The following is a 22,768-nucleotide window of genomic DNA, read 5'->3' on the forward strand; positions in this document are numbered from 1 at the left end:
CTATTTCCAACACGCGCTCAACGACAATAATCACAACGGCTAGGGGGAACGTAATGTCTGCAGGGCAATATGGCATTTTGGTCGTTGAAGACGATTTTCGCATTGCTGATATCCATCGCGCCTTTATTGAGCAGAGCGAAGGTTTTTACGTGGCCGGCATGGCGCGTAACGGTAGCGAAGCGAAGGCGATCATGGCGGAGCGCGCTGCCAGCATTCAACTGATTTTACTGGATGCCTATCTTCCCGACGTGGAAGGTCTGGAATTGCTGTGGGCGATTCGCCGTGACTATGTGCACGTGGATATCGTCATGGTGACCGCGGCGAGAGAAGTCGAGACGATTAGCGAGGCGCTGCGTGGCGGCGTATTTGATTATCTGATCAAACCGATTGAAGCCGCGCGAATGACGCAAATGTTGACGCGCTTTCGCCGCGAGCGTGAAGCGCTAGCCTGCCGTGTGGAAATGAATCAGGATGAACTGGACCACGTGCTGGCGCGCTTGCAGCCTGGTGAACCCTCGCGTATTAAATCCCCGACCCTGCCCAAAGGCATTGACCGGCTGACGCTGCGCCGAGTCATCGACGCCCTGGCCGACGCGTCAGATTCCCTCACCGCCATGCAGATGGCACGCATCATGGGCGCAAGCCGCTCCACTGCACGCCGCTATTTAGAGTTTTTAGTGGCGGAACAGGCGGTGAGTGCCGAGCTAGGCTACGGCGATGTGGGGCGGCCGGAGCGGCGTTACCGCCTGCTTGAGGCTGCCCATGCATGGCTAGATTCGCTATAAGACGCGCTACGCGGCTCACCATAAACTAGGGTGTATTTATGCGTGTACGTAGCGTATACGTATGAGCGTGGGTAATGAGGGTAGTGTCGTGTATCGCCGTGAGCAAAATGAACAAAATGCCCAAAAAGAACTTTTTGTCTTTTATGCGCACAAGCTTGTCGGTCAGGGTCACGTTCTTTTAACGTTCGGGGCGTAAAACCTCACTGTAAGATAATGCTGCTACAACAATAACCCACACAACAACACTGAATACGTGGAGAACGCTATGACTCGTCAATCTTCTTTCAAACTGGTGACTCTGCTGGCTCTGCCGCTAGCCGCCATGACTACTTTTTCCAGCAATGCCGTCGCTTTTGAGCCGACAGGTAAGGTTGAGTGTATCGCCCCGTCCGATCCTGGCGGCGGCTGGGATTTTACCTGCCGTAGCGTGGGTAACGTCATGCAAGAGCTTGACCTGGTGCCCGCGAATGTACAGACCATCAACATGGCCGGCGCTGGTGGCGGCGTGGCGTTTGCACACACCGTGAGCAAGCGTGCTGGCGACGAGCAACTGCTCGTGGCAGCCTCGACGGCCACCACTACCCGTTTGGCTCAAGGTCAATTCCCCGGGCTATCGGCAGATATGGTCAACTGGATCGGTGCGTTAGGGGCTGATTACGGCATTATCGCGGTCGGCGCTGACTCCGAAATCGATGACCTCAATGAAATGATGGAGTTACTCAAAGAAGATCCGCGTAGCGTCAAGTTCGCTGGCGGTAGCGCCAAAGGCGGCTGGGATCATCTCAAAGTATTGATTGCCGCGCAGGCCGCTGATGTCGAGAACCTTCCACGCATTGCCTATCTTTCGTACAACAATGGTGGTGAAGCGCTCACTCAGGTAATCGGTGGTCACGTGGATGCTTTCACCGGCGATATCACCGAAGCTCAAGGGTTCATGGAGTCTGGTGATCTGCGCGTGTTGGCAGTGCTTTCAGAAGAGCGCCTACCCGGTGATCTGGCTGATATTCCCACCGCTCGCGAACAAGGTATTGACGCCATTGGCCCCAACTGGCGCGGCTTCTACATGCCTGCTGATATTTCAGACGAGGCTGAAGCGTATTGGACCGACGCCATGGATACCATTTACGAGAGCGAAGAGTGGCAGAACGTCATGGCGCAGAACGGGTTGATGCCATTTCACATGACGGCGGGTGAGTTCGAAGAGTTTGTTCTTAACCAGATCAACGAAATTGAACAGCTTTCTAAAGATATCGGGTTGATTCAGTAATGACCTTTAACGACCGCATCTTTGGGGTCCTGATGATCGTCCTGGCCGTCGCGTACGGCTGGGCCGCTACTCAGTTCCCGGAGCCGTTTGGTGGGGCCGAGGCGGTTGGCCCTGACACCTTTCCGAAGCTGCTGGCCGTCGTATTGGCTATTTCCAGTCTGTACTTGATTGTACGCCCTGACCCCGACAATGCCTGGCCATGGAGTCGTACCGGTATCGAGCTGGTCGTCGCCATAGTGGTACTGATTCTGTACGCCATGTTGCTGCAGCCATTGGGCTTTATTATTAGCACAGCCCTGGCCGTGGGCACGCTTTGCTGGCGTATGGGCGCGCGCCCGGTTGCTGCCTATCTAACCGGGGCGATCTCCGGGGTGGTGGTCTACTTCCTGTTCAGTTTTGCGCTGGATCTCGCCTTACCGCTGGGTCTGCTGTCCTTCCTGGAGATGAACTGATGGAAACGCTAGGTTATCTGATGGATGGTTTCGGCGTTGCGCTGCAGCCCCATAACCTGATGTTCGCCCTATTAGGTGCCTTTTTGGGTACCTTGATCGGTGCCTTGCCGGGGTTGGGCCCGGCCAATGGTGTGGCCATCCTGATTCCGCTGGCCTTCAGTCTGGGGCTTGCCCCTGACACCGCGCTGATCATGCTGACCTCGGTGTATGCCGGTGCCATGTACGGCGGGCGTATATCGTCGATTCTGCTTAATATTCCCGGCGACGAGCCGGCCATGATGACCTGCCTCGATGGTTATCCCATGGCTCAGAAGGGCAAGGCATCCGAGGCGTTGGCGATCTCTGCGATTGCCTCGTTTGTGGGTAGTCTGGTCGCTACCGTCGGTTTGATCCTGCTGGCGCCGCTATTGGCTAAGTTCGCGCTGACGTTTGGTCCGGCGGAATACTTTGCGCTGTTCATGTTGGCATTCGCCACCCTGGGCGGTATTACCGGTAAGAATCCCGTCAAAACGGTGGTGGCTGCCTGTATCGGGCTGATGATCGCCACTGTCGGTATCGACAATACGGGCGTGCAGCGCTACACCTTCGGCGTGCTTGAGCTATTCGAAGGCGTCGACTTCATTATTGCCATTGTTGGTCTGTTCGCCATTTCTGAGCTGCTGTTCTTTATTGAGGAACGTGCCGGTGGCGGCAAGGAAAAGATGTCGGTTAACAAGCTGACGCTTTCCTGGAGAGATATTCGCGACATTCTGCCGACCAGCTTCCGTGGTGGGGTACTCGGATTTATTGCCGGGGTGCTGCCAGGCGCCGGCGCGTCCCTGGGCAGCTTTATAAGCTATACCCTGGAAAAGCGTGTATTGGGCAAAAAAGGCAATTTCGGCCAAGGCGACCCGCGTGGTGTTGCTGCCCCAGAAGCTGGCAACAACGGTGCTTCCAGCGGTGCTTTGGTGCCCATGTTGACCCTGGGTGTGCCGGGTAGCGGTACGACCGCAGTGCTGCTGGCGCTGTTGATCTCGCTCAATATCACGCCTGGGCCGTTGATGTTTACCCAGAACGCCGACATCGTCTGGGGCGTGATCGCGGCACTATTGATTGGTAACTTCCTGCTCCTGATACTCAACATTCCGTTGGTAGGTATCTTCGTGAAGCTGCTTTCCGTGCCGCCGATGTACCTGCTGCCGATTGTTACCATGGTGGCGTTCGTGGGTATTTACTCGATCAGCAATACCACCTTTGATCTCTACTTCATGGTGGCGTTCGGGGTGGGCGGTTATATTCTGCGCAAGCTGGAGATTCCGCTGGTGCCGGTCATTCTCGGCTTGTTGCTAGGGCCAGAGATGGAGAAAAACCTGCGTCATGCCATGGATATCTCTGACGGTGACTGGATGATACTTTGGGACAGTGGCCTGGCCATTGGACTGTGGGTCTTTGCGGGCATGGGGTTGATCTTGCCCTACATCATCGGTCCGCTGCTGCGTAGGCGGATGCGCAATCCGATTGAAACAGGCAACTCTGATAGCGATTAAGCGTTAGCGCTATCAAGCCTGCTAAAACGGGGCGCCGACGAAAGTCGGCGCCCCGTTTTTTTATGGGTCACTAGCTCGGGTGCCGATTTGGTGCATTGTCTCTTCTTGGTGCATTGATGTAGTGCTTTACCCTTGGGTTGGTGTTTTATCTTGGTGCACTATGAGAGGTTGGAAGTTTTTAATCAACTCCCAAACAATTGATTAAAGAGGTTTATGTCAGCCTTGTGCCAATCTGGCGCACCCCTTGCAGGTACTAATGGCTAGTGGACGCGTTCGGGCAGCTAACAATAAAGCGCCAAGCGCGAAGCCAATCAACAAACCCCAAACATAAGGGGTGCAAGGAGGTTCAAGTGACCACATTGCAACACAATACCCACTCTCGCTCGACACTCTCTTATCAACCACAAGCGCGCTCAAGCCGTTCCCCCGGCCGTCTCGCTATCGCACTACTCTCCGCCGCTGTGATGGGGGCCAGCACTCAGGCCATCGCCCAGGATGATGACCCGATCAAAGTCGGTATCCTGCACTCCCTGTCGGGCACCATGGCGATCAGTGAAACGGTCCTGAAAGACACCGTCGAGATGTTGATCGAACAGCAGAACGAGGCGGGTGGCTTGCTGGGCCGCCAACTGGAAGCCGTTGTCGTTGACCCCGCGTCTAACTGGCCGCTGTTTGCCGAGCGCGCCCGGGAGCTGCTGGCCCAGGAAGAGGTTGATGTCATCTTCGGCAACTGGACCTCGGTATCACGTAAATCCGTACTGCCGGTAGTCGAAGAGCTCAACGGCCTGCTGTTCTATCCGGTGCAGTACGAAGGCGAAGAGTCGTCAGAAAACGTCTTTTATACCGGTGCCGCGCCTAATCAGCAGGCCATTCCGGCCGTTGAGTACCTGATTAATGAAGTGGGTATCGAGCGTTTTGCGCTGGTCGGTACCGACTATGTCTATCCGCGCACCACCAACCGCATCCTCGAAGCATTCCTAAAAGATGAGCACGGCATCGCGGACGAAGACATCATGGTCAATTACACGCCCTTCGGTCACTCCGATTGGCAGAACATCGTGGCGGAAATTCGTCGCTTTGGCGAAGAGGGTAAACCGACGGCGGTGATCTCGACCGTTAACGGTGACGCCAATGTCCCGTTCTACACCGAGCTTTCTAACCAGGGCATCGACGCTGCCGATATCCCGGTCATTGCCTTCTCGGTAGGTGAGCAGGAACTGACCGGTATCGATACTGGCCCGCTGGTCGGCCACCTGGCCGCCTGGAACTACTTCATGAGCGTGGATAACGACGCTAACTACGACTTTATCGATGCCTGGATCGAGTACACCGGCGACGATATGGCCGTGACCAACGACCCCATGGAAGCGCACTACATTGGCTTCAATATGTGGGCGGAAGCGGTGCGCAAAGCGGGCACCACCGACGTGGATGCAGTTAAAGACGCCATCATCGGCGTCACCGTGCCGAACCTTTCCGGCGGCTATGCGGCCATGATGCCCAACCATCACATCACCAAACCGGTGCTGATTGGTGAAATCCAGGACAACGGCCAGTTCGATATCGTCTGGCAAACGCCGTCGACCGTGGCGGGCGACGCCTGGTCTGACTATCTACCTGGCTCGCGTGACCTGATTGCCGATTGGCGCAAGCCGATGGAGTGCGGCAACTTTAACGTCGTCAACGGCTCGTGTGGCGGTAGCACCGCCGTAGAAGAAGCCGAAGCGGCATTGGCCGAGTAACGCGCTTTTTGAAATAACCCCTTGCTGCGTCGTTCACCACGGCGCGGCAAGGAGCACGCTATCTTTCCCTTTCAGATAACCAAAGGAAGAACCCTATGAGGCGTTTCCTTTCCTTGGCGCTGCTCTGCTTTTTGCTGGTGGGAGTTTCCCTCACCGCGCAGGCGCAAACGGACACCGCCAGTAGCCCGACCAATGACGCCGCCGCGCTCAAGCTGTTAGAAGCGTTAGACGTTGAGTCGTATACCGCTAAAGGCGAAGCCATCACCGCTATTTTACAAAGCGACGACGAACGCGCTCGTGAGTGGCTCCAGGCATTGCTGGATGGCCGCCTACAGCGCACCGAGGATGGCCGATTTGTGCTGGTGCTCGAGAACCGTGGTCGTGATTGGCCCGTCGCCGATGTGTTAACCGGCGAGGCGCTGGGCGAGATGTCCCGCCGCGACCTGGACCGTATCGGCATCAACAACAACCTGCGCAATCAGTTGCGCAGCGCCATTGCGGTCGTCGACCTCTACTCGCCCAATGTTGAGCGTCGGCGTACCTCCGCGGTGCGTTTATTGGGCGAAGTAGACGCAGAATTAGTACCGACGCTCAATGACTTGATTGAACAGGAAGAGGACGATCAGGTGCGTTCCAGGCTCTCCCAGGCGGTGGCGATTTATCGCGCTGAAGCGGGCGAGATGGCCGGCGTCGAAGCCCTCGACGGCAGTCTGCATCCGCGTTCACGCGTAGCGTTAAGCCGCGCGGCCAATAGCGACGACCCAGTAGTGGCCAATGCCGCCGCGGCTTCGCTGGCGGGTATCGAGCAGCAGCTTAAAATTAACCGCGGGCTGGAGACGCTCTATTTCGGTTTGAGCCTTGGCTCGGTGCTGGTACTGGCAGCGATTGGTCTGGCGATCACCTTCGGCGTCATGGGCGTGATCAACATGGCCCATGGCGAGCTGATGATGCTGGGGGCCTACACCACTTGGGCGATGCAGCAACTGTTGCCCGGCCAACCTGGTTTGGCGTTGATTCTCTCGATCCCTGCTGGCTTCATGGTCGCCGCACTGGCGGGTATTGCCATTGAGCGCGGAGTGATTCAATTCCTTAAAGGCCGCCCTCTTGAAACGCTGCTGGCGACCTTCGGGGTTAGCTTGATCTTGCAGCAGCTGGTGCGCACGGTGATTTCACCACTAAACCGCACCGTGATTACCCCCGAATGGATGAGCGGCTCACTGGTGGTTAACGATGCGCTGTCATTAACGCTCAACCGCATGTTCGTGCTCGGTTTCGCGCTGGTGGTGTTTGTCGGGCTAATGCTGATCATGCGTCGTACGCGGCTGGGGCTCGAAGTGCGTGCAGTCACCCAGAACCGCGCCATGGCACGCTCCATGGGCATTCGCGCCACGCGTGTGGATATCATGACGTTCGCGCTGGGCTCCGGCGTTGCCGGTCTTGCCGGTGTGGCGCTCTCCCAGCTCACCAACGTTGGCCCCAACCTGGGACAAAACTACATCATCGATTCGTTCATGGTGGTGGTGTTTGGCGGCGTGGGCAACCTGTGGGGAACGCTGGTCGCCGGGCTATCGCTTGGGGTGATCAATCAGGTGCTGGAACCCTGGGCCGGAGCGGTATTGGCCAAGATCATTGTGCTGGTCTTCATCATTCTATTCATTCAGAAACGCCCGCGTGGACTCTTCCCGCAGAAGGGCCGGGCTGCGGAGGGCTAAGCGATGACATCGACAATCTCATCAAGTGTGCAATCATCCCGTTTTTGGCTGACACGTCCGTTCAGTGAACGCTCCACACAGATTTTTTTAGGGGTACTGGTGGCGGCGCTGGCGCTGGTCACGCTGCTGCATGTGGCGGTGCCGCCGGATAACCCGCTTTATATCGGAGCGTATACCGTCAACCTGTTCGGCAAATACCTAAGCTACGCACTGCTGGCCGTGGCGGTGGATTTGGTATGGGGGTATCTGGGCATCTTGAGTCTGGGGCACGGCGCCTTTTTCGCCATCGGCGGCTACGCCATGGGCATGTACCTGATGCGCCAGATTGGCGATCGCGGTACCTACGGCCACCCGGTGTTACCGGACTTCATGGTGTTCTTGAATTGGGACAGCCTGCCGTGGTTCTGGCAAGGCTTTGATATGGCCTGGTTCGCCTTCGCCATGGTGCTGTTGGCGCCGGGCCTATTGGCGCTGGTGTTTGGTTTTCTGGCGTTTCGCTCACGGGTCACCGGGGTTTATCTCTCAATCATCACCCAGGCGCTGACGTTCGCGCTGATGCTGGCGTTCTTTCGTAATGAAATGGGCTTTGGCGGCAATAATGGGCTCACCGACTTCCGCGAAATTGTTGGCTTTGACTTGAGAAGTGACGCCACGCGCTTGGGATTGTTTCTGGCCACCGGCATTGCCCTGGCGCTGGGGTTTATTCTCTGCCGCGCGATAGTCACCAGCAAGCTGGGGCGGGTGAGTATTGCCACGCGTGACGCCGAAGCGCGCACCCGATTTCTCGGTTACCGGGTCGAGCGCTTTCAGCTATTTGTGTTCGTGGTGTCGGCCATGCTGGCGGGCCTGGCCGGGGCGCTCTACGTGCCCCAGGTGGGGATTATCAATCCCAGCGAGTTCTCACCGATTTTCTCTATCGAGATTGTGCTCTGGGTTGCCCTGGGCGGTCGCGCCACGCTGTATGGGGCGGTCATCGGTGCCATCCTGGTCAACTACGCGAAAACCATCTTTACCGGGGTGATGCCCGATGCCTGGCTGTTTGCGCTAGGGGCGATGTTCGTGCTGGTCACGGTGTTTCTGCCCAAAGGGGTCGCGGGGCTGTTTCACTACTTCAAGCGTCGCACGCGTGATGATCAAACAGGCGCTTCTGACTCCCCACGCGCGCACAAGGAGGCTTCCGCATGAGCTTGCTCCAATCGCTTTCCCAGCGTGACCGGGTGTTCGATTTTATGGCGCCTCAGGCGTCGCCGGTGGATGTACGCCACGGGCCTATCCTGTATATGGAAGATGTCACCGTCAGCTTTGATGGCTTTAAAGCCATCAATAACCTCAACCTGACCATCAACGATGGTGAGCTGCGCTGCATTATCGGCCCCAACGGGGCGGGTAAAACCACCATGATGGACATCATCACCGGCAAGACCCGCCCTACCAGCGGCAGCGTGTGGTTCGGCAGCCGTCATAACCTGCTCCACATGAACGAGCCTGATATCGCGAGCCTGGGCATTGGCCGCAAGTTTCAAAAGCCCACCGTGTTTGAAGCGCTCTCGGTATTTGAAAACCTGGAACTGGCCATGGCGGCAGACAAGCGGATTTTCCCTACACTTACCGCGCGCATGACCGGCGAGATCAAGGATCGCATCGACGAGGTGCTGGAAACCATTGGTCTGACAGCATTGCGCTATCAGCCAGCGGGCATTCTTTCCCACGGCCAGAAGCAGTGGCTGGAGATCGGCATGCTGTTGATGCAGCGCCCGCGTCTATTGCTGGTGGATGAGCCGGTAGCGGGGATGACCGAGCAGGAAATGGAGCGCACCGCTGAATTGCTCACAGGTCTTGCCGGTAAGCAGTCCGTGGTCGTGGTGGAGCATGACATGGGCTTTGTGCGCTCGATTGCCCGCCAGGTAACCGTGCTGCACCAGGGCAGTGTGCTGGCGGAAGGCACCATGGACCAGGTGTCCAGCGATCCTAGCGTGATAGAGGTGTATCTCGGCGCTGATGACGAGGAGGCTGCCTGATGCTAGCGATTGAAAAGTTGAACCAGTTTTATGGCGAAAGCCACACCCTTTGGGATCTGGATCTCGAGGTGCCTGCAGGCCAGTGTACCTGCGTGATGGGCCGCAACGGCGTGGGGAAAACCACGCTGCTAAAAGCAGTGATGGGCGAAGTAGCGGTTAAAAGTGGTGCACTGCGCTATAGCCCTGTTAGTAATAGTAAGGCCGCCAATCTGGACGCCAATAAAAGCAGTAAGGCAGGCGAGGTTGAGCTGACCAAACAGGCGGTGGAGGCACGTTCGCGGTTAGGGATTGGCTATGTGCCTCAGGGACGGCAAATTTTCCCGCTGCTCACCGTGGAAGAGAATCTGCGTACCGGTCTTGCCGCGCGCGGCGACGGGCTGAAAAAGATCCCGGAGCGGGTCTATGAGCTGTTCCCTGTGCTGAAAGAGATGAAGCACCGCCGAGGTGGGGACTTATCCGGTGGTCAACAGCAGCAGCTGGCCATTGGTCGGGCGCTGGTCATCGAACCCAAACTGTTGATTCTTGATGAGCCAGGCGAGGGGATTCAACCCAATATCGTCGCTCAGATCGGTCAGGTGATACGTAAGCTAATCGACGAGGATGGTCTTACGGTGCTGCTCGTTGAGCAGAAGCTGCCGTTTGCACGCAAATATGCGGATTGCTTCGTGATCATGGACCGTGGCCGCCCAGTCGCCAAAGGCGATATTAGCGAGCTTTCCAATGAGCTGATCAAGCAGCATCTGACGGTTTAAGTTATCCACACCCGGTTTAACGTCTTGGGTCGGGCTGAAAGGGAAGCGGCTCGGCTGACGAGACGATCTCAGCAAACAGGGGATGTGCCGGGTTGAGCATGTAATTGAGCTCTCTCGGCACGACGACGCTGGGGAGCGCTAGGGCTAAACTCTGGTCGGATGCCAGCCAGCCATCGCCCACGTCGTCGTTTTTGCGGGGAAAACGTGCTAGCAGCAATGAATGATAGTGCGTTCTACGGGTGTGGCAGATTGGCGCAATAAGCCGCTCCCATTGGCTATATAGGGCACCAGCCGGTAGAGTGATCGATGGTTTAAAATGACATTCACGAGACCTGCTAGAAAGCTCAGCTATGCGCCAAAAACGTGCTTTTACACTGCTCATTGCCTTGCCCCTTGCTGCCATACTGCTCTTGGGGGGATTTATATTTGGTCGTCAGGCGATGTCCGAGAACGAGGTGGATTTTGATGTCCAACATGCGTTGGCAACGGCTCTCGATACCTCCAGTGACATAGAACTTCAGCATCTTCAAAGCGTCAACTATGGCTACGGTGTGTGTGGTCTATACAAGACATCGTCAGCTGAAAAAGGCTTTGCGCCTTTTTATTACGACTCGGTCAACAGTCATCTCACGCTTGATATCAACTCCCAACGTTATCAGTCGAGCTGTGGCCTTGCGTCCATTTGTTCATAACGCCGTTGGGTATAAGTAAAGGCACTCGTCTACTCACCGTGAAGGAAAGGCAAATGCGAACCGTATTGAATAACGTTGTGTTGGGGCTTCTAACGCTCATGCTATCGGCCGGCAGCGTGCTCGCGGCGGAACCCGAGATTACTGACGCACGGTTAAGCCTGTTACCTGGGGATCTGCCTGGTGCTGGCTACTTCACTATTACCAATACCAGTGATGAGCCAATGGTGTTGGTAGGCGCCGAAAGTGACGCTTTCCACATGACTGAAATGCATGTGAGCAAGCATGAAGAGGGTGTTGCGAGCATGCACGCAGTGGATGAGGTCGAGGTAGCACCGGGTGAAGATTTCTCCTTTGCTCCTCAGGGATATCACCTGATGTTTATGCATAGAACGGTGTCGTTGGCTGAAGGCGATGAAGTAGAGGTGCTGCTTCATTTCGAAGATCAGCAACCGCTGCCGGTCACTTTCACGGTGGTTGCCCCCGGTTCACAATAAACACCTGCTTGGTTTGGATATTTGCCCATGTTCAAAAGGCTGTTTTTAACGATAGGGTTGCTGGGCTTGGTCGGCTGTAGCGAAGAGCGTTGGCGAACGACCGATATCTCCGAAATAATGCCTGTGCTCGATTTTGATTTGGTCAATGAGCAGGGGAGTGAGGTCGACGAAACCGACTACGCCGACAAAGCCAACCTGGTCTATTTCGGTTATACCCATTGTCCGGATATTTGTCCTATTACCCTGGCCAACTTGGCGACCGCGATAAGGCAGCTTGATGCTGATGCGCGCGAGCAGATACAGGTGTTGTTCATTACAGTCGACCCCGAGCGCGATACGCCCGAAGTGTTGCGTCTTTATACTGACGCATTTGGACCTGAGTTTTCGGGCCTGACGGGCGACAGGGAAGATATCGACGCCGTGGCTAACCGGTACCGCATTAGCTACTCATACGGTGATGCGAATGCCAACGGTCACTACGACGTTACCCATACAAGCGCCGTGTTTGCGTTTGATCAGCAAGGTGACGCCAAGTTCATGATCCGTGAAAACGACACGACAGAATCCATCGTTGCAGATATCAGGCAGTTGATCTCCTCTCGCTAATAACCAGCGTCATCCTATCATTGCGTTAGTGTGGCTAGTGTTCCGAGTGGGCCTCGGGAGGCGCCGTTGGAGCTTGGCGCGCCCGGCGCCGCTCCAGGCGCTGGGTGATCACGCCGTAACGCGGGCCTGCCAAAAACGCGAGCATCAAGAAGACGCCGGTCATCACCGCCATCATGCCGCCGATAGAAACATTCCAGTAAACAGCAAGGTAATAGCCTGAAATGCTGGAAGCAATCGAGATAAAGGCGCCAATGATGAACATGGCCCATAGCCGGTCGGTCAACAGGTACGCCGCCGAAGGCGGCACAATCGCAAAGGCGATAAACAGCACCGCGCCCACCGCATCAAACGCGGCAACCGCCGTAGAACTGGTTAACATCAGCAATACATAGAACAGCAGCGTCGGCATAAACCCCAGGGTTTTAGCCAAGGCCGGGTCGAAGGTCGAGATCTTTAACTCTTTATAGAACAAGACGATAAATCCATAGTTGAAGGCGGTCATGATGCCCATGGTAATGACCGCCTTAGGAATATGGATTCCCCATAGCTCGGTCGTGTCTAGCCATACAAAGCCGATTTCACCTAGCAGTACGGTGTGCGTATCAATATGCACATCGTGGGCGTAGATATTGAGTAACAACACGCCAATAGAGAAAAGCGCAGGGAAAACAAGCCCAATGGCGGCATCCTGCTTAACGCGCTTGGTACTGGCCAGGGCCTCGGTCAGCAGTACGGTCAATAGGCCAGTCAGCGCGGCGCCGACGAGCTGAACAAGTCCGCTTTGCTGATGAGTGAGCAACCACACCACTACGATCCCGAAGACAATCGAGTGGCTAATGGCATCCGAGAGCATGCTGTTCCCGCGCAAGACCAGAAACGTTCCTACTGCCGAAGAGGCAATGCCGACCATGGCTCCCACCAGCATAATCTGTAGGGCGCTACTGTTGAGTATGTCCGCTATCATGAAGTCGTTTCCTCAAACGCCGCGACCACTTTTTTCGCTTCCTCATAACCGGCTGCTGTCAGCCCCCAGCGAGCCTTGCCAGGCGATGCTTGGCCCGCGTGTGTGCGGGTGAGATAGCCTTGGCGCTTGAGTCGGCGAAGGGTGATGCGTGACCACCAGGTAGCTTGCAAGCGAGGGCTGGCGCTGCCCTCGGGATGTTTGTAGAAAGCATAAAGCAGCTGCTGCTTGTGTAACCGACCTTTCTGCCGGTAGTGCTTGATAATGCCCCAGATCAGGCCTCGCCCCGGTGCTAACGCCAATGACGTCAGCACGATCACCGTGGCCGTAAGAACGATGAGTGGACCTGTCGCCAACCCCCGCGACAAGGTGCTGATGGTCGCACCAGAGATGCCGCTAACTACGCCGACACCTGCGGCAATGACCAGCATGCCGCCGAGGTGACGGCTCCATTGGCGGGCGGCGGCTGCGGGCGCCACGATCATGGATGCCATCAAGATGACCCCGACCATTTGCAGCCCGACTACCACCGCCAGGGCCACCATGGCAGTCAGCAGCGCTTCGATGGTGGCCACTGGCATGCCCAGCGTGCGGGCATACTCGGCATCGAAGGTGACTAACTTGGCCTGTTTCCACAGCAAGGCAATGAGTGTGAGCGTGGCTAGGGTGATGGCGCCCATTACCCACAGGTCTGAGCGCAAGGTGGCGGCGGCTTGGCCAAATAGAAACGCTTCCAGGCCACCCTGGGAGGCGTTGTTAGTGCCCTGTATATAAGTTAACAGCACAATACCGACGGCAAAGAAGATACTTAAACAGATGCCGAGGCCCGCATCGGTTTTCAGTCGACTCATGCGCGTCAGCATCAGCATGGTCAGCGCTGCCAACGAGCCGGTGACCAATGAGCCAATAATAATGCCGCCTATCTCGCGGCTGCCAGTGATGATGAAGCTTAGACATATACCGGGGAGTGCGGCGTGAGAAATGGCGTCTCCCAGCAGGCTCTGGCGGCGCAGCACTGCAAAGCAGCCCAGCGGGCCGCTGATCAGCCCTAGCAACGAGGCGCCAATGACGACATTTTGAAAGGTGTAATCAGATAGAAGATCGAGCCACTGCATGGTTATTGCCCCTTTGCGGTGGGCAACATTAACGCATCATTGTCGTTAAGCAGGGCGATTTGGCCGCCATAGGCCTGGCGAAGATGATTGATGTCAAACACATCGTCGGTGTTGCCGCTGGCAATGACGCGCACATTGAGCAGCAATAGCCAGTCGAAATAGCTGCGCACCGTCTGCAGGTCGTGATGTACGACAATGACCGTCTTGCCGTCATCACGTAGGCGACGCAGGATATCGATGATCGCGCGCTCGGTGGTGGCATCCACACCGGCCATCGGTTCGTCGAGAAAATAAACATCTGCCTGTTGAACTAGCGCGCGGGCGAGAAAAACCCGCTGCTGCTGCCCGCCGGACAATTGGCTGATCTGGCGGTCGGCAAAGGCACTCATGCCGACCATTTCCAAGGCTTCCAGCGCCTCTTGGCGCTCCTTACGGCCGGGCCGTCGAAACCAGCCCAGGCGACCGTAAAGGCCCATGGTCACCACATCCAGCGCAGTGGTAGGAAAGTCCCAGTCAACGCTGGAGCGCTGTGGTACATAGCCCACCCGCTTGCGCTGCGACGCATAAGGCTGACCATGCACCAATACCTCGCCCGAGAGTGTCGGCACCAGCCCGAGCAGGCTTTTGATTAGCGTGCTTTTGCCCGCACCATTCGGGCCGACAATGCCCGCCATGACGCCAGCAGGCACCTCCAGGTTAATATCCCAAAGCACCGGCTGGTTATGGTAGCTAACGGTCAGTTGTCGGGTGCTGAGCGCCGTGTCTGTTGGGCTGGGGTTTGCCATGTGTGATTTGCCTACCTTGCTCAGTGAGCGAGTTCCCATTCGTCAGCCCAGTCGGTCAGCGGGTCTGGCAGGGGCGCAAGCGTCCCACCCAATGCGTCGACAATGTGCTGAGTGTTGCGATAAATCATACCCATGTAGGTGCCGTCAACGGTGCCTGTATCGCCCATGGCATCCGAATAAAGTTCACCGCCAATCGCCACGTCGTGGTCACGCTGGCGTGCCGCATCAATCACTGCCTGGATCGTGCGAGGATTAATGGTGCTCTCGATGAATACGGCGGGAATCTCACGCTCCACCACGGTATCCGCCATGCTGCGAATATCGGCTATACCCGTTTCGGTTTCGGTGCTGATCCCTTGAATACCTTCTACCTCAATGCCATACGCGCGGCCAAAATAGTTGAACGCGTCGTGAGCAGTCACCAGAACACGCTGTTGCTCGGGGATGCTGGCGATACTTGTCTTGACCCATTCATGCAGCGCAAGCAGTTGGGCTTGGTAGCGCTCGGTGTTGGCCTCGATGGTGTCGGCACAGGCCGGACGCGCCTCGCTGAACGTCTCGCTTAGTGCGGGTAAGGTTTGCGCCCATAACGAGACGTCCATCCATAAATGTGGGTCAATCCCATAGACATCCTGTGACGTAATCAACGAACTGGGGTCGATGGAGGCCGGCGACACTGCCAGTGTCGGTGTGCGCTGGGAGAAATTTTCCAGCACCGAACCCAATTGGCCCTCTAACGAGTAACCCGAATAAATAATCTGCTCTGCCCCACGCAAAGTGGCCACGTCGCTGGCACTCGCCTGGTAAAGATGGGGATCTACCCCAGGGCCCATCATGGCTTCAACGCTGACGCACTCGCCACCGACTTCTTGAGCGACATCGGCAATCATGCCAATGGTCGTCACGACATTTAACGGCGCCTCTTCAGCGGACGCTAATGTGCTGAGTGGAAGTAGTCCCAGGAGTGCCATTGCATACTTTGTTGCCATGATTAAGCTCCAAGCGTCGAGTCAGGGTGAGCAAGTATTGAGCAGTGATATTAGGTTTGCATGGAGTAAGAAGTATAGCCTTGGCTAAGTTTCTTGCGTATAGACGGCAATGTCAAGGTGAGTGCAGCGCTTTCATGACTCGCTTGAAAGAGGGAGCAATGAAGGGTCAGGCGCCCGTATCGCGCCAGTATTTCGCGCGTATGTACTTTACGCACGCGTAGCTTAGGCGAATGTTCCATGATGGGGCAGTTGATTATTTTAATGACCCTGATTGGTGCATATAAACGATGGTGCCGATAGCGAAGGTCTTTTATACCGCTAATGTGAGCATGAGAATGACCGCTAGGGCTCATTTTCACCATTTTGGCGCACAAATTGCATTTATATGGCAATCGCTTACTGAAAAGGCAGCCTTTGCTACCCATGACCCAGTACGAACTCGTAACACCGCCGGTTACTTCTGGTCACCGCTTTGATGAAGGCCGCCACTGGGCAGCATCACTGGCGCTCACTTTTGCCCAACGCGAAGGCGTTACGCGGCTCACCCAGGCGCGCCATGAGGGGCCACTGCGCGTGCAGCGGCCGTTTTACCCGGAAGGCCGCTCAGGTGCATGCCATGTATACGTGCTTCACCCGCCAGGGGGCTTGGTGAGTGGCGACGCATTGACGGTGAGGGCACATATCGAGTCCGGCGCGCATGCGCTGTTAACCACCCCCGCTGCCAACAAACTATATAAGGCAGACAGCCAGGGCGTGGCATGGACCCAGCACACCCACCTCAGCGTTGACGATGGCGGCACCCTTGAGTGGTTGCCCCAGGAAACCATTGCGTTTGATGGCTCTAAAGGCGAGCAGCGCACGCATATTGATCTGCATGGCAGCGCGCGTTGCTTGGGCTGGGAGGTGATGGCATTGGGTCGGCCAGCAAGCGATTTACCCTATATATCCGGCCGTATTGAACAGCATTTTCGCTTAACGCTGGATGGCAAGCCGCTGTGGCTTGAACGCCAGCCGCTCGATCCGTTGCACCCGCGTTTTAGCGGACGATGGGGGCAGGGCGGCGCTACCGTACAGGCCACGCTATGGGCGGTGGGTATCAATGATGCGCCCGCGGCCGTCGAGGCGCTGCGCGATGCACTGCCGGACAATCCTCGTTGGGCGGTGACCGTGCGTCAGGGTGTGCTGCTGCTACGTTACCTAGGTTGTTCCCGTAATGAAGCCTGGGCGCTATGCGAGCAGGCCTGGCATGTGCTGCGCCCCCGGTGGATTGAGCGCGAGGCTCACACGCCGCGGATTTGGCTAACCTGAACAACCTTATGGTTCTACTGTTGATGTTACCTATTGTGATGCGGAGAAACGCCCCATGGAATTAACCCCGAGAGACAAAGACAAGCTGTTGTTGTTTTCTGCTGCCCAACTGGCAGAGCGTCGTAAAGCGCGTGGCTTGAAGCTCAACTACCCCGAAGCGGTGGCGCTGATCAGCTTTGAGATTATGGAAGGTGCTCGGGATGGGCGAAGCGTCGCGGACTTGATGAGCTATGGCCGCGAGATACTCAGCCGCGAGGACGTGATGGACGGCGTGGCCGACATGGCCGATGAGGTGCAGGTTGAAGCCACTTTCCCTGACGGTACTAAACTCGTGACCGTTCACACGCCAATCAATTAGTCATCAGCAACCAGGAGGCTGCCATGATTTCCAGCCCAATGATTCCAGGGCAGTATCAGTTAAAAGAAGGTGATATTGAGCTATGTGCTGGGCGCGAGCGGATTAGCGTCGAGGTGGCGAATACCGGCGACCGACCCGTTCAAATCGGTTCCCACTACCATTTTGCCGAAGCCAACCCCGCATTAGTGTTTGACCGCGCCAAAACGCGTGGCTACCGGCTGGATGTGGCCGCAGGCACGGCGATCCGCTTTGAGCCCGGCCAGTCCCGCGAAGTCACGCTGATCCCCTTTGTCGGCAAGCGCGAAATTTACGGCTTTCGGGGCGATGTCATGGGTGCGCTCGATGGAGGTAAACAATGAAGCCGACCAACAAGATCAGTCGGCAAGCCTATGCCGATATGTACGGCCCCACGGTTGGCGACCGGGTGCGCCTGGGCGATACCGAGCTGTGGATTGAAGTCGAAAAGGACGCCACCCACTACGGCGATGAAGTGAAGTTCGGCGGCGGCAAGGTGATCCGCGACGGCATGGGCCAAAGCCAGCGGGCTGACGAGACGGTGATGGATACCGTGATCACCAATGCGTTGATTCTCGACTGGTGGGGCATTGTCAAAGCTGACGTAGGCATTCAAAACGGTCGCATTGCGGCAATTGGCAAAGCCGGCAACCCGGATGTGCAGCCTGATGTCGAGATCGTGATTGGGCCTGGCACCGAAATCATTTCCGGTGAAGGCAAGATTCTGACCGCGGGCGGCATCGACTCGCATATTCATTTCATCTGCCCTCAGCAGATAGAAGAAGCGCTGATGAGTGGCGTCACCACCATGCTGGGTGGCGGCACTGGCCCGGCGACCGGCACCAATGCCACCACCTGCACTCCCGGCGCCTGGCACATTGGCAAGATGCTTCAGGCGGTGGACGACATGCCGATGAACATCGGCTTTCTGGGCAAAGGCAACGCCAGCCTGCCTGAATCCCTTGAACAACAGCTCAACGCGGGTGCCATGGGCCTCAAGCTGCATGAGGATTGGGGCACCACGCCAGCGTCGATCAATAACTGCCTTAACGTGGCCGATGCGTACGATGTACAGGTGGCGATCCATACCGATACCCTGAATGAATCCGGCTTTGTGGAAGATACCCTGGCGGCGTTTAAAGAGCGCTGTATTCACACCTACCATACCGAAGGGGCAGGCGGCGGCCATGCGCCGGATATTCTTACCGCCTGCTCGAAAGCCTACGTGCTGCCGTCCTCCACCAACCCCACGCGGCCCTACACGGTCAACACCATCGACGAGCACCTCGATATGCTGATGGTCTGCCATCACCTTGACCCCAATATTCCTGAAGACGTGGCCTTCGCCGACTCACGCATTCGTCGCGAAACCATCGCTGCCGAGGATATTCTGCATGATCTGGGCGTGATCTCGATGATCGCCTCTGATTCGCAAGCCATGGGGCGCGTGGGTGAGGTGGTCTGCCGTACCTGGCAAACGGCGCACAAGATGAAAGTGCAGCGCGGCCTGCTGCCGGAAGACGAAGCCCTGGGCGCCGATAACCTGCGCGCCAAGCGCTATATCGCCAAGTACACCATCAATCCGGCGATTACCCATGGCATTGCCCACGAGGTCGGCTCTATTGAAGTCGGCAAGCTGGCGGATATGGTGCTTTGGAAGCCCGCCTTTTTTGGTGTGAAGCCAGCGATGATTTTAAAAGGCGGCATGATTGCGGCGGCGCCCATGGGCGACCCCAATGCGTCGATCCCGACGCCGCAGCCGGTGCATTACCGCTATATGTTTGGCGCTTTCGGCCGGGCGGCGAGCCAAACCCGGCTCAGCTTTGTCAGCCAGGCCGCGCTTAATGCAGGCATTAAAGAGACCCTTGGGCTCAATAGCGAACTGGCAGCGTGTAAAAACGTGCGCCAGGTGCGCAAGCAGGATATGAAGCACAACGATGCTTGCCCCGAGCTAAGCGTTGACCCGCAAACCTATGAAGTGCGCTGCGATGGCGAACTGCTGACTTGCGAGCCCGCCACCGAGCTGCCGCTGGCCCAGCGCTATCATTTGTTTTAATTGAGGCTATTTCATTTAGGTAGAGGTGAAGCGGGTAGGTCGTAGAGAGGGTCTTTTGCCATGGCCGGAAAATGTTCCATACATTTCCGGCATTTCCGCCATCCATGGCGGTCAGATGGCAAAAGTAGCGTGCAGGGAGGTATTCACAGCGCCCTCTCGTAGGCCTACCCGCGGCACAATCTCATAGATAGCGAAAGGACGGTAGAGATGCTGAAACTGATAGAACGCTTAGGGCCAGTGGAGGCGAGTGCCGCCAGCGACACGCTCACGTTGCCCTTTGAGCTACGCATTCGCGGGCGTTTGAAAGCCAACAGCGATAGTGGCCGCGAGCTGGGGCTGTTCCTGGATCGCGGCCCAGTGTTGCGTAGCGGTGAAGGCCTGAAAGCCGAAAGCGGCGAGGTGATCCGCGTATGCGCCGCTGTCGAGCCGGTGGTTACCGCGCGAGTAAGTGCTGGCTTACCGCTGGCGCGGCTGGCCTACCACTTGGGCAATCGTCACGTGCAGTTGGCGCTGGGTGAAGATGAAATAGGCGGCTGGGTGCGCTTCCCGCCAGACCACGTGCTGGAAGAACTCGCCGAGCTGCTGGGTGCCGAGCTGGAGCACCACAACGCCACCTTCGACCCGGAACCGGGGGCTTATAACCAGGTGGGCGGCGGGCACGCTCATTCTCACGACCACGATCACGGCCATTCTCACGACCACGGGCATGACCATGAACACGGGCATGAGCATCACCATGCCCACTGATAGAGTGACAGTAGAAAGCCAACACGATGAGTTGGCCCTGCTGGGCTTGATGCAACTGGTAAGCCCCGCGCTGCCCATCGGCGCCTTTGCTTTTTCGCAAGGCCTGGAGAGTGCGTTTGAACTGGAGTGGGTTCGCGATGAGCCAAGCCTTGCCGACTGGCTAAGCGGGGTGCTGGAAGACGGCCTGACGCGCTGTGAACTGCCGGTGCTGGCGCGACTGTATCAAGCATTCGATCAAGCAGACCGCGACGCGGCGAGCGAAACGATCGCCGCGTGGGATGAGTGGCTGGCCGCTACTCGCGAAACCGCTGAGCTTGCCGCTGAAGACAGCCGTCTGGGGGCCTCATTAAAGCGCCTACTAGGCAGCTTGGACTTGTTGCCCAGCGAGCAACAACGTTCAAGTGAGGGCTTACTATCGCCCTTGCTACCGTCCCAGCCGGGCTATGTGACGCTGTTTGCTTACACTGCTCATTCACGAAGCGTGTCCGTGCGCCATACACTACTGGGCTTTGCCTGGGCGTGGCTTGAGAACCAGCTAGCGGTAGCCTGTAAAGCGTTACCGCTGGGCCATACCGCCGCTCAACGAATTATTGAGCAGTTGCGCCCAGAACTGGTTAGGGCGGTAGAGGTAGCGCTAACGCTCGATGATGACGACCTTGGCCCCGTGCTGCCCGGTTTGGCGCTGGCCAGCGCCTTGCACGAAACCCAATATTCACGCCTGTTTAGAAGTTAAATAGTGAGAAATCAAATAACGTTGAAATTAATGAGGAAAGAACGATGACGCATTGTTTACGCATTGGGGTGGGCGGCCCGGTGGGCTCTGGTAAAACCGCGCTGCTCAAGCAGCTCTGTCTGGCACTGCGCGACTACTACGATATTGCCGTGGTTACGAACGATATCTATACCCGCGAAGACGCCGATTTCTTGCTTAAGCACGATGCGCTGCCAGCGGATCGCATACTGGGCGTGGAGACGGGCGGCTGCCCGCACACCGCGATTCGCGAAGACGCCTCCATGAACCTGGCGGCCATCGATGAACTACAGGCACGACATCCCAAGCTGGAACTGGTGATGGTCGAGTCCGGAGGAGATAACCTGTCGGCCACGTTCAGCCCTGAGCTTTCTGATCTTACGCTCTATGTGATCGACGTATCCGCGGGAGATAAAATTCCCCGTAAAGGGGGGCCGGGCATTACCAAGTCAGATCTGCTGATCATCAACAAGATCGATATTGCTGAACAGGTGCATGCGTCATTAGAAGTGATGGAGCGGGATTCGAAGAAAATGCGCGGCGAACGGCCCTTCGTCTTCACCAATCTGTATGACGGTGTAGGGCTTGAAGAGATTATCCGCTTTATCCTCGACAAGGGAATGTTGGATGAGCGCCGCCCCCAGGTCGCGGTGACCGTTAGCTAGTATCATTTCGCTTATGTTATAGCGGGTCAATCGACCCGCGTGATCGGCTGACGGCGTGGATCAACATGCCATGGCAGGCCAAGGCGTTTATTGCGTTCAAGTTCGGCAATCACCTGGGCGCCCAGTAATAAAATAACGGCGCCCACTTCCAGGCTAATCAGCACAATCACCAGCGCCGCCAACGAGCCATACACGGCGTTTACAAACGACAGATTGGCGAAATAGTAAACCAGCAGCAGCCTCACCCCTTCCCACATCAGCGCGGCTACAAATCCGCCCACTAGTGCCCGATGTAGGGCGATACGAACCACCGGTAACACTTTATAGATAGCGCTGAAAAGCAGAAAAACGCCCACGAAACTGGTCAGGTTAAGTACCGTTCCTGATAACCCCGCTAGCGGTAGCTGCCGATCAAACAGCATCATGACTAAGGTATTAAGTGAGCTGGCAAGGGTGACCACCAGTGTCAGCATCATCAGCCCCGCACCCAGCACGAGCATGAAGGCATAGGGGAGCATCACCGAGACCCAGGCACTGCGCTTGATATGTGGGCTTTCCGGCGCGTGGAAAATGATCGCAAGCGCGTCTTCCAGCATACGAAAAGCGAACGAGCTAAAGAGAAGCAGGATAGGAAAACTGAGAATGCCGATCACATCGCGTGAATCTAGCAGGCTGCGCACGGCTTCCAGTAGTACCTCGGCATGAGCAGGCGCCATATGGCGTGCCTGTATCGCCAGAACGCCTAACAATTGCTCTTCATCTACCACTTGAGTCAACAGCACGGAGAGTAGGGCGAATAGCGGGACGATAGACAGCAGGATGTTGTAGCCCACGCCACCAGCCAACAAAATGCCGCGATTTCTGAGGAAATTGCACACTACCCGCCAGGCAAAGTAAGCCAACTGAGGTAACAGTAGCGAGATTGAGTTAATTAAACGGGATGTGCGAATCATGGCTTGCCACTCTCCTTGT

25 protein-coding genes are annotated in these 22,768 nt (G+C 56.7%); 19 read left to right on the plus strand and 6 right to left on the minus strand.

The annotated features are described in order from the left end of the window. Nucleotides 1–53 precede the first annotated feature (53 nt). The 9 genes from ACFFLD_RS16170 to urtE all read left to right on the plus strand — a co-directional run bounded on the left by ACFFLD_RS16170 (nucleotide 54) and on the right by urtE (nucleotide 10,254). A complete protein-coding gene (locus tag ACFFLD_RS16170) occupies nucleotides 54–785 on the plus strand; it encodes a response regulator (RefSeq protein ID WP_386042191.1) in 732 nt (243 codons plus the stop codon). Nucleotides 786–1,050: 265 nt separating this feature from the next. Continuing rightward, complete coding sequence (locus ACFFLD_RS16175; protein ID WP_386042193.1) at nucleotides 1,051–2,052, plus strand: Bug family tripartite tricarboxylate transporter substrate binding protein; 1,002 nt, start codon at nucleotides 1,051–1,053, stop codon at nucleotides 2,050–2,052. Continuing rightward, nucleotides 2,052–2,504 carry a tripartite tricarboxylate transporter TctB family protein gene (locus ACFFLD_RS16180; RefSeq protein ID WP_386042195.1) on the plus strand — a complete coding sequence of 151 codons (453 nt, stop codon included), beginning with the start codon at nucleotides 2,052–2,054 and terminating at the stop codon, nucleotides 2,502–2,504. Before ACFFLD_RS16175 ends, ACFFLD_RS16180 begins: the two co-directional genes overlap by 1 nt. After that, nucleotides 2,504–4,030 carry a tripartite tricarboxylate transporter permease gene (locus ACFFLD_RS16185; protein WP_386042197.1) on the plus strand — a complete coding sequence of 509 codons (1,527 nt, stop codon included), beginning with the start codon at nucleotides 2,504–2,506 and terminating at the stop codon, nucleotides 4,028–4,030. The genes ACFFLD_RS16180 and ACFFLD_RS16185 overlap by 1 nt, the downstream gene beginning before the upstream one ends. Before the next feature lie 350 nt (nucleotides 4,031–4,380). Continuing rightward, nucleotides 4,381–5,772 (plus strand): urea ABC transporter substrate-binding protein, encoded by a 1,392-nt coding sequence (gene urtA / locus ACFFLD_RS16190; RefSeq protein ID WP_386042199.1) that lies wholly within the window; start codon nucleotides 4,381–4,383, stop codon nucleotides 5,770–5,772. Between the two features lie 95 nt (nucleotides 5,773–5,867). Next, the gene (urtB, locus tag ACFFLD_RS16195) at nucleotides 5,868–7,484 is read left to right on the plus strand and encodes an urea ABC transporter permease subunit UrtB (protein WP_386042201.1); all 1,617 of its coding nucleotides are present in this window, start codon (nucleotides 5,868–5,870) and stop codon (nucleotides 7,482–7,484) included. A 3-nt stretch (nucleotides 7,485–7,487) separates the two neighbouring features. After that, nucleotides 7,488–8,669, plus strand: coding sequence for an urea ABC transporter permease subunit UrtC (gene urtC / locus ACFFLD_RS16200; RefSeq protein ID WP_386042203.1), 1,182 nt, complete (start codon nucleotides 7,488–7,490; stop codon nucleotides 8,667–8,669). Further along, the gene (gene urtD / locus ACFFLD_RS16205) at nucleotides 8,666–9,502 is read left to right on the plus strand and encodes an urea ABC transporter ATP-binding protein UrtD (protein ID WP_386042205.1); all 837 of its coding nucleotides are present in this window, start codon (nucleotides 8,666–8,668) and stop codon (nucleotides 9,500–9,502) included. The genes urtC and urtD overlap by 4 nt, the downstream gene beginning before the upstream one ends. Further along, the gene (gene urtE, locus ACFFLD_RS16210) at nucleotides 9,502–10,254 is read left to right on the plus strand and encodes an urea ABC transporter ATP-binding subunit UrtE (protein WP_386042207.1); all 753 of its coding nucleotides are present in this window, start codon (nucleotides 9,502–9,504) and stop codon (nucleotides 10,252–10,254) included. The genes urtD and urtE overlap by 1 nt, the downstream gene beginning before the upstream one ends. Before the next feature lie 16 nt (nucleotides 10,255–10,270). On the opposite strand, the gene ACFFLD_RS16215 is transcribed toward urtE, so the two are convergent. Further along, on the minus strand, nucleotides 10,271–10,471 hold the full coding sequence (locus ACFFLD_RS16215; RefSeq protein WP_386042209.1) for an RES family NAD+ phosphorylase: 201 nt from the start codon (nucleotides 10,469–10,471) through the stop codon (nucleotides 10,271–10,273). 133 nt (nucleotides 10,472–10,604) lie between these two features. Here ACFFLD_RS16215 and ACFFLD_RS16220 point away from each other — a divergent pair, with 133 nt between their 5' ends. From ACFFLD_RS16220 to ACFFLD_RS16230, 3 genes are read left to right on the plus strand one after another with little or no spacing between them, the layout of a single operon-like run. Then, entirely contained in the window at nucleotides 10,605–10,946 is a 342-nt protein-coding gene (locus ACFFLD_RS16220; RefSeq protein ID WP_386042211.1) for a hypothetical protein, read from the plus strand. A gap of 53 nt (nucleotides 10,947–10,999) precedes the next feature. Next, nucleotides 11,000–11,440: a copper chaperone PCu(A)C gene (locus ACFFLD_RS16225; RefSeq protein ID WP_386042213.1), complete on the plus strand. Its 441-nt coding sequence runs from the start codon at nucleotides 11,000–11,002 to the stop codon at nucleotides 11,438–11,440. A gap of 27 nt (nucleotides 11,441–11,467) precedes the next feature. Then, the gene (locus tag ACFFLD_RS16230) at nucleotides 11,468–12,046 is read left to right on the plus strand and encodes an SCO family protein (protein WP_386042215.1); all 579 of its coding nucleotides are present in this window, start codon (nucleotides 11,468–11,470) and stop codon (nucleotides 12,044–12,046) included. Nucleotides 12,047–12,080: 34 nt separating this feature from the next. On the opposite strand, the gene ACFFLD_RS16235 is transcribed toward ACFFLD_RS16230, so the two are convergent. The 4 genes from ACFFLD_RS16235 to ACFFLD_RS16250 are packed head-to-tail and all read right to left on the minus strand — an operon-like array spanning nucleotide 12,081 to nucleotide 15,896. Further along, nucleotides 12,081–13,010, minus strand: coding sequence for a metal ABC transporter permease (locus ACFFLD_RS16235; protein WP_386042217.1), 930 nt, complete (start codon nucleotides 13,008–13,010; stop codon nucleotides 12,081–12,083). Further along, a complete protein-coding gene (locus tag ACFFLD_RS16240) occupies nucleotides 13,007–14,122 on the minus strand; it encodes a metal ABC transporter permease (protein WP_386042219.1) in 1,116 nt (371 codons plus the stop codon). Before ACFFLD_RS16240 ends, ACFFLD_RS16235 begins: the two co-directional genes overlap by 4 nt. A gap of 2 nt (nucleotides 14,123–14,124) precedes the next feature. Beyond that, nucleotides 14,125–14,907, minus strand: a complete 783-nt coding sequence (locus tag ACFFLD_RS16245) for a metal ABC transporter ATP-binding protein (RefSeq protein WP_386042221.1) — start codon at nucleotides 14,905–14,907, stop codon at nucleotides 14,125–14,127. 20 nt (nucleotides 14,908–14,927) lie between these two features. Then, nucleotides 14,928–15,896 carry a metal ABC transporter solute-binding protein, Zn/Mn family gene (locus ACFFLD_RS16250; RefSeq protein WP_386042223.1) on the minus strand — a complete coding sequence of 323 codons (969 nt, stop codon included), beginning with the start codon at nucleotides 15,894–15,896 and terminating at the stop codon, nucleotides 14,928–14,930. A 423-nt stretch (nucleotides 15,897–16,319) separates the two neighbouring features. On the opposite strand from ACFFLD_RS16250, the gene ACFFLD_RS16255 reads away from it, so the two are divergent. The 7 genes from ACFFLD_RS16255 (at nucleotide 16,320) to ureG (ending at nucleotide 21,796) form a co-directional block, all read left to right on the plus strand. Continuing rightward, entirely contained in the window at nucleotides 16,320–17,204 is an 885-nt protein-coding gene (locus tag ACFFLD_RS16255) for an urease accessory protein UreD (RefSeq protein ID WP_386042225.1), read from the plus strand. A 55-nt stretch (nucleotides 17,205–17,259) separates the two neighbouring features. Beyond that, nucleotides 17,260–17,562: an urease subunit gamma gene (locus ACFFLD_RS16260; protein ID WP_386042227.1), complete on the plus strand. Its 303-nt coding sequence runs from the start codon at nucleotides 17,260–17,262 to the stop codon at nucleotides 17,560–17,562. Nucleotides 17,563–17,600: 38 nt separating this feature from the next. Beyond that, on the plus strand, nucleotides 17,601–17,921 hold the full coding sequence (locus ACFFLD_RS16265) for an urease subunit beta (RefSeq protein WP_386042869.1): 321 nt from the start codon (nucleotides 17,601–17,603) through the stop codon (nucleotides 17,919–17,921). Next, entirely contained in the window at nucleotides 17,918–19,633 is a 1,716-nt protein-coding gene (ureC, locus tag ACFFLD_RS16270; protein ID WP_386042229.1) for an urease subunit alpha, read from the plus strand. Before ACFFLD_RS16265 ends, ureC begins: the two co-directional genes overlap by 4 nt. Nucleotides 19,634–19,840: 207 nt before the next feature. Next, complete coding sequence (ureE, locus tag ACFFLD_RS16275; protein ID WP_386042231.1) at nucleotides 19,841–20,380, plus strand: urease accessory protein UreE; 540 nt, start codon at nucleotides 19,841–19,843, stop codon at nucleotides 20,378–20,380. After that, nucleotides 20,370–21,113 carry an urease accessory protein UreF gene (locus ACFFLD_RS16280; RefSeq protein WP_386042233.1) on the plus strand — a complete coding sequence of 248 codons (744 nt, stop codon included), beginning with the start codon at nucleotides 20,370–20,372 and terminating at the stop codon, nucleotides 21,111–21,113. Before ureE ends, ACFFLD_RS16280 begins: the two co-directional genes overlap by 11 nt. Before the next feature lie 44 nt (nucleotides 21,114–21,157). Next, nucleotides 21,158–21,796 carry an urease accessory protein UreG gene (gene ureG, locus ACFFLD_RS16285; protein ID WP_386042235.1) on the plus strand — a complete coding sequence of 213 codons (639 nt, stop codon included), beginning with the start codon at nucleotides 21,158–21,160 and terminating at the stop codon, nucleotides 21,794–21,796. Nucleotides 21,797–21,822: 26 nt separating this feature from the next. Here the strand turns inward: ureG and ACFFLD_RS16290 are convergent, their stop codons facing one another. Beyond that, entirely contained in the window at nucleotides 21,823–22,749 is a 927-nt protein-coding gene (locus ACFFLD_RS16290; RefSeq protein WP_386042237.1) for a YihY/virulence factor BrkB family protein, read from the minus strand. Nucleotides 22,750–22,768 lie beyond the last annotated feature (19 nt).

Origin of the sequence: Vreelandella sulfidaeris, from assembly GCF_042429665.1 — a bacterium.
In the GTDB taxonomy this organism is placed as follows: Bacteria; Pseudomonadota; Gammaproteobacteria; order Pseudomonadales; family Halomonadaceae; genus Vreelandella.

Coding starts and splice junctions, on each gene's coding strand:
- ACFFLD_RS16170 (WP_386042191.1), top strand. CDS start 54: ATGTCTGCAGGGCAATATGGCATTTTGGTCGTTGAAGACGATTTTCGC.
- ACFFLD_RS16175 (WP_386042193.1), top strand. CDS start 1,051: ATGACTCGTCAATCTTCTTTCAAACTGGTGACTCTGCTGGCTCTGCCG.
- ACFFLD_RS16180 (WP_386042195.1), top strand. CDS start 2,052: ATGACCTTTAACGACCGCATCTTTGGGGTCCTGATGATCGTCCTGGCC.
- ACFFLD_RS16185 (WP_386042197.1), top strand. CDS start 2,504: ATGGAAACGCTAGGTTATCTGATGGATGGTTTCGGCGTTGCGCTGCAG.
- urtB (WP_386042201.1), top strand. CDS start 5,868: ATGAGGCGTTTCCTTTCCTTGGCGCTGCTCTGCTTTTTGCTGGTGGGA.
- urtC (WP_386042203.1), top strand. CDS start 7,488: ATGACATCGACAATCTCATCAAGTGTGCAATCATCCCGTTTTTGGCTG.
- urtD (WP_386042205.1), top strand. CDS start 8,666: ATGAGCTTGCTCCAATCGCTTTCCCAGCGTGACCGGGTGTTCGATTTT.
- urtE (WP_386042207.1), top strand. CDS start 9,502: ATGCTAGCGATTGAAAAGTTGAACCAGTTTTATGGCGAAAGCCACACC.
- ACFFLD_RS16220 (WP_386042211.1), top strand. CDS start 10,605: ATGCGCCAAAAACGTGCTTTTACACTGCTCATTGCCTTGCCCCTTGCT.
- ACFFLD_RS16225 (WP_386042213.1), top strand. CDS start 11,000: ATGCGAACCGTATTGAATAACGTTGTGTTGGGGCTTCTAACGCTCATG.
- ACFFLD_RS16230 (WP_386042215.1), top strand. CDS start 11,468: ATGTTCAAAAGGCTGTTTTTAACGATAGGGTTGCTGGGCTTGGTCGGC.
- ACFFLD_RS16235 (WP_386042217.1), bottom strand. CDS start 13,010: ATGATAGCGGACATACTCAACAGTAGCGCCCTACAGATTATGCTGGTG.
- ACFFLD_RS16240 (WP_386042219.1), bottom strand. CDS start 14,122: ATGCAGTGGCTCGATCTTCTATCTGATTACACCTTTCAAAATGTCGTC.
- ACFFLD_RS16245 (WP_386042221.1), bottom strand. CDS start 14,907: ATGGCAAACCCCAGCCCAACAGACACGGCGCTCAGCACCCGACAACTG.
- ACFFLD_RS16250 (WP_386042223.1), bottom strand. CDS start 15,896: ATGGCAACAAAGTATGCAATGGCACTCCTGGGACTACTTCCACTCAGC.
- ACFFLD_RS16255 (WP_386042225.1), top strand. CDS start 16,320: ATGACCCAGTACGAACTCGTAACACCGCCGGTTACTTCTGGTCACCGC.
- ACFFLD_RS16260 (WP_386042227.1), top strand. CDS start 17,260: ATGGAATTAACCCCGAGAGACAAAGACAAGCTGTTGTTGTTTTCTGCT.
- ACFFLD_RS16265 (WP_386042869.1), top strand. CDS start 17,601: ATGATTCCAGGGCAGTATCAGTTAAAAGAAGGTGATATTGAGCTATGT.
- ureC (WP_386042229.1), top strand. CDS start 17,918: ATGAAGCCGACCAACAAGATCAGTCGGCAAGCCTATGCCGATATGTAC.
- ureE (WP_386042231.1), top strand. CDS start 19,841: ATGCTGAAACTGATAGAACGCTTAGGGCCAGTGGAGGCGAGTGCCGCC.
- ACFFLD_RS16280 (WP_386042233.1), top strand. CDS start 20,370: ATGCCCACTGATAGAGTGACAGTAGAAAGCCAACACGATGAGTTGGCC.
- ureG (WP_386042235.1), top strand. CDS start 21,158: ATGACGCATTGTTTACGCATTGGGGTGGGCGGCCCGGTGGGCTCTGGT.
- ACFFLD_RS16290 (WP_386042237.1), bottom strand. CDS start 22,749: ATGATTCGCACATCCCGTTTAATTAACTCAATCTCGCTACTGTTACCT.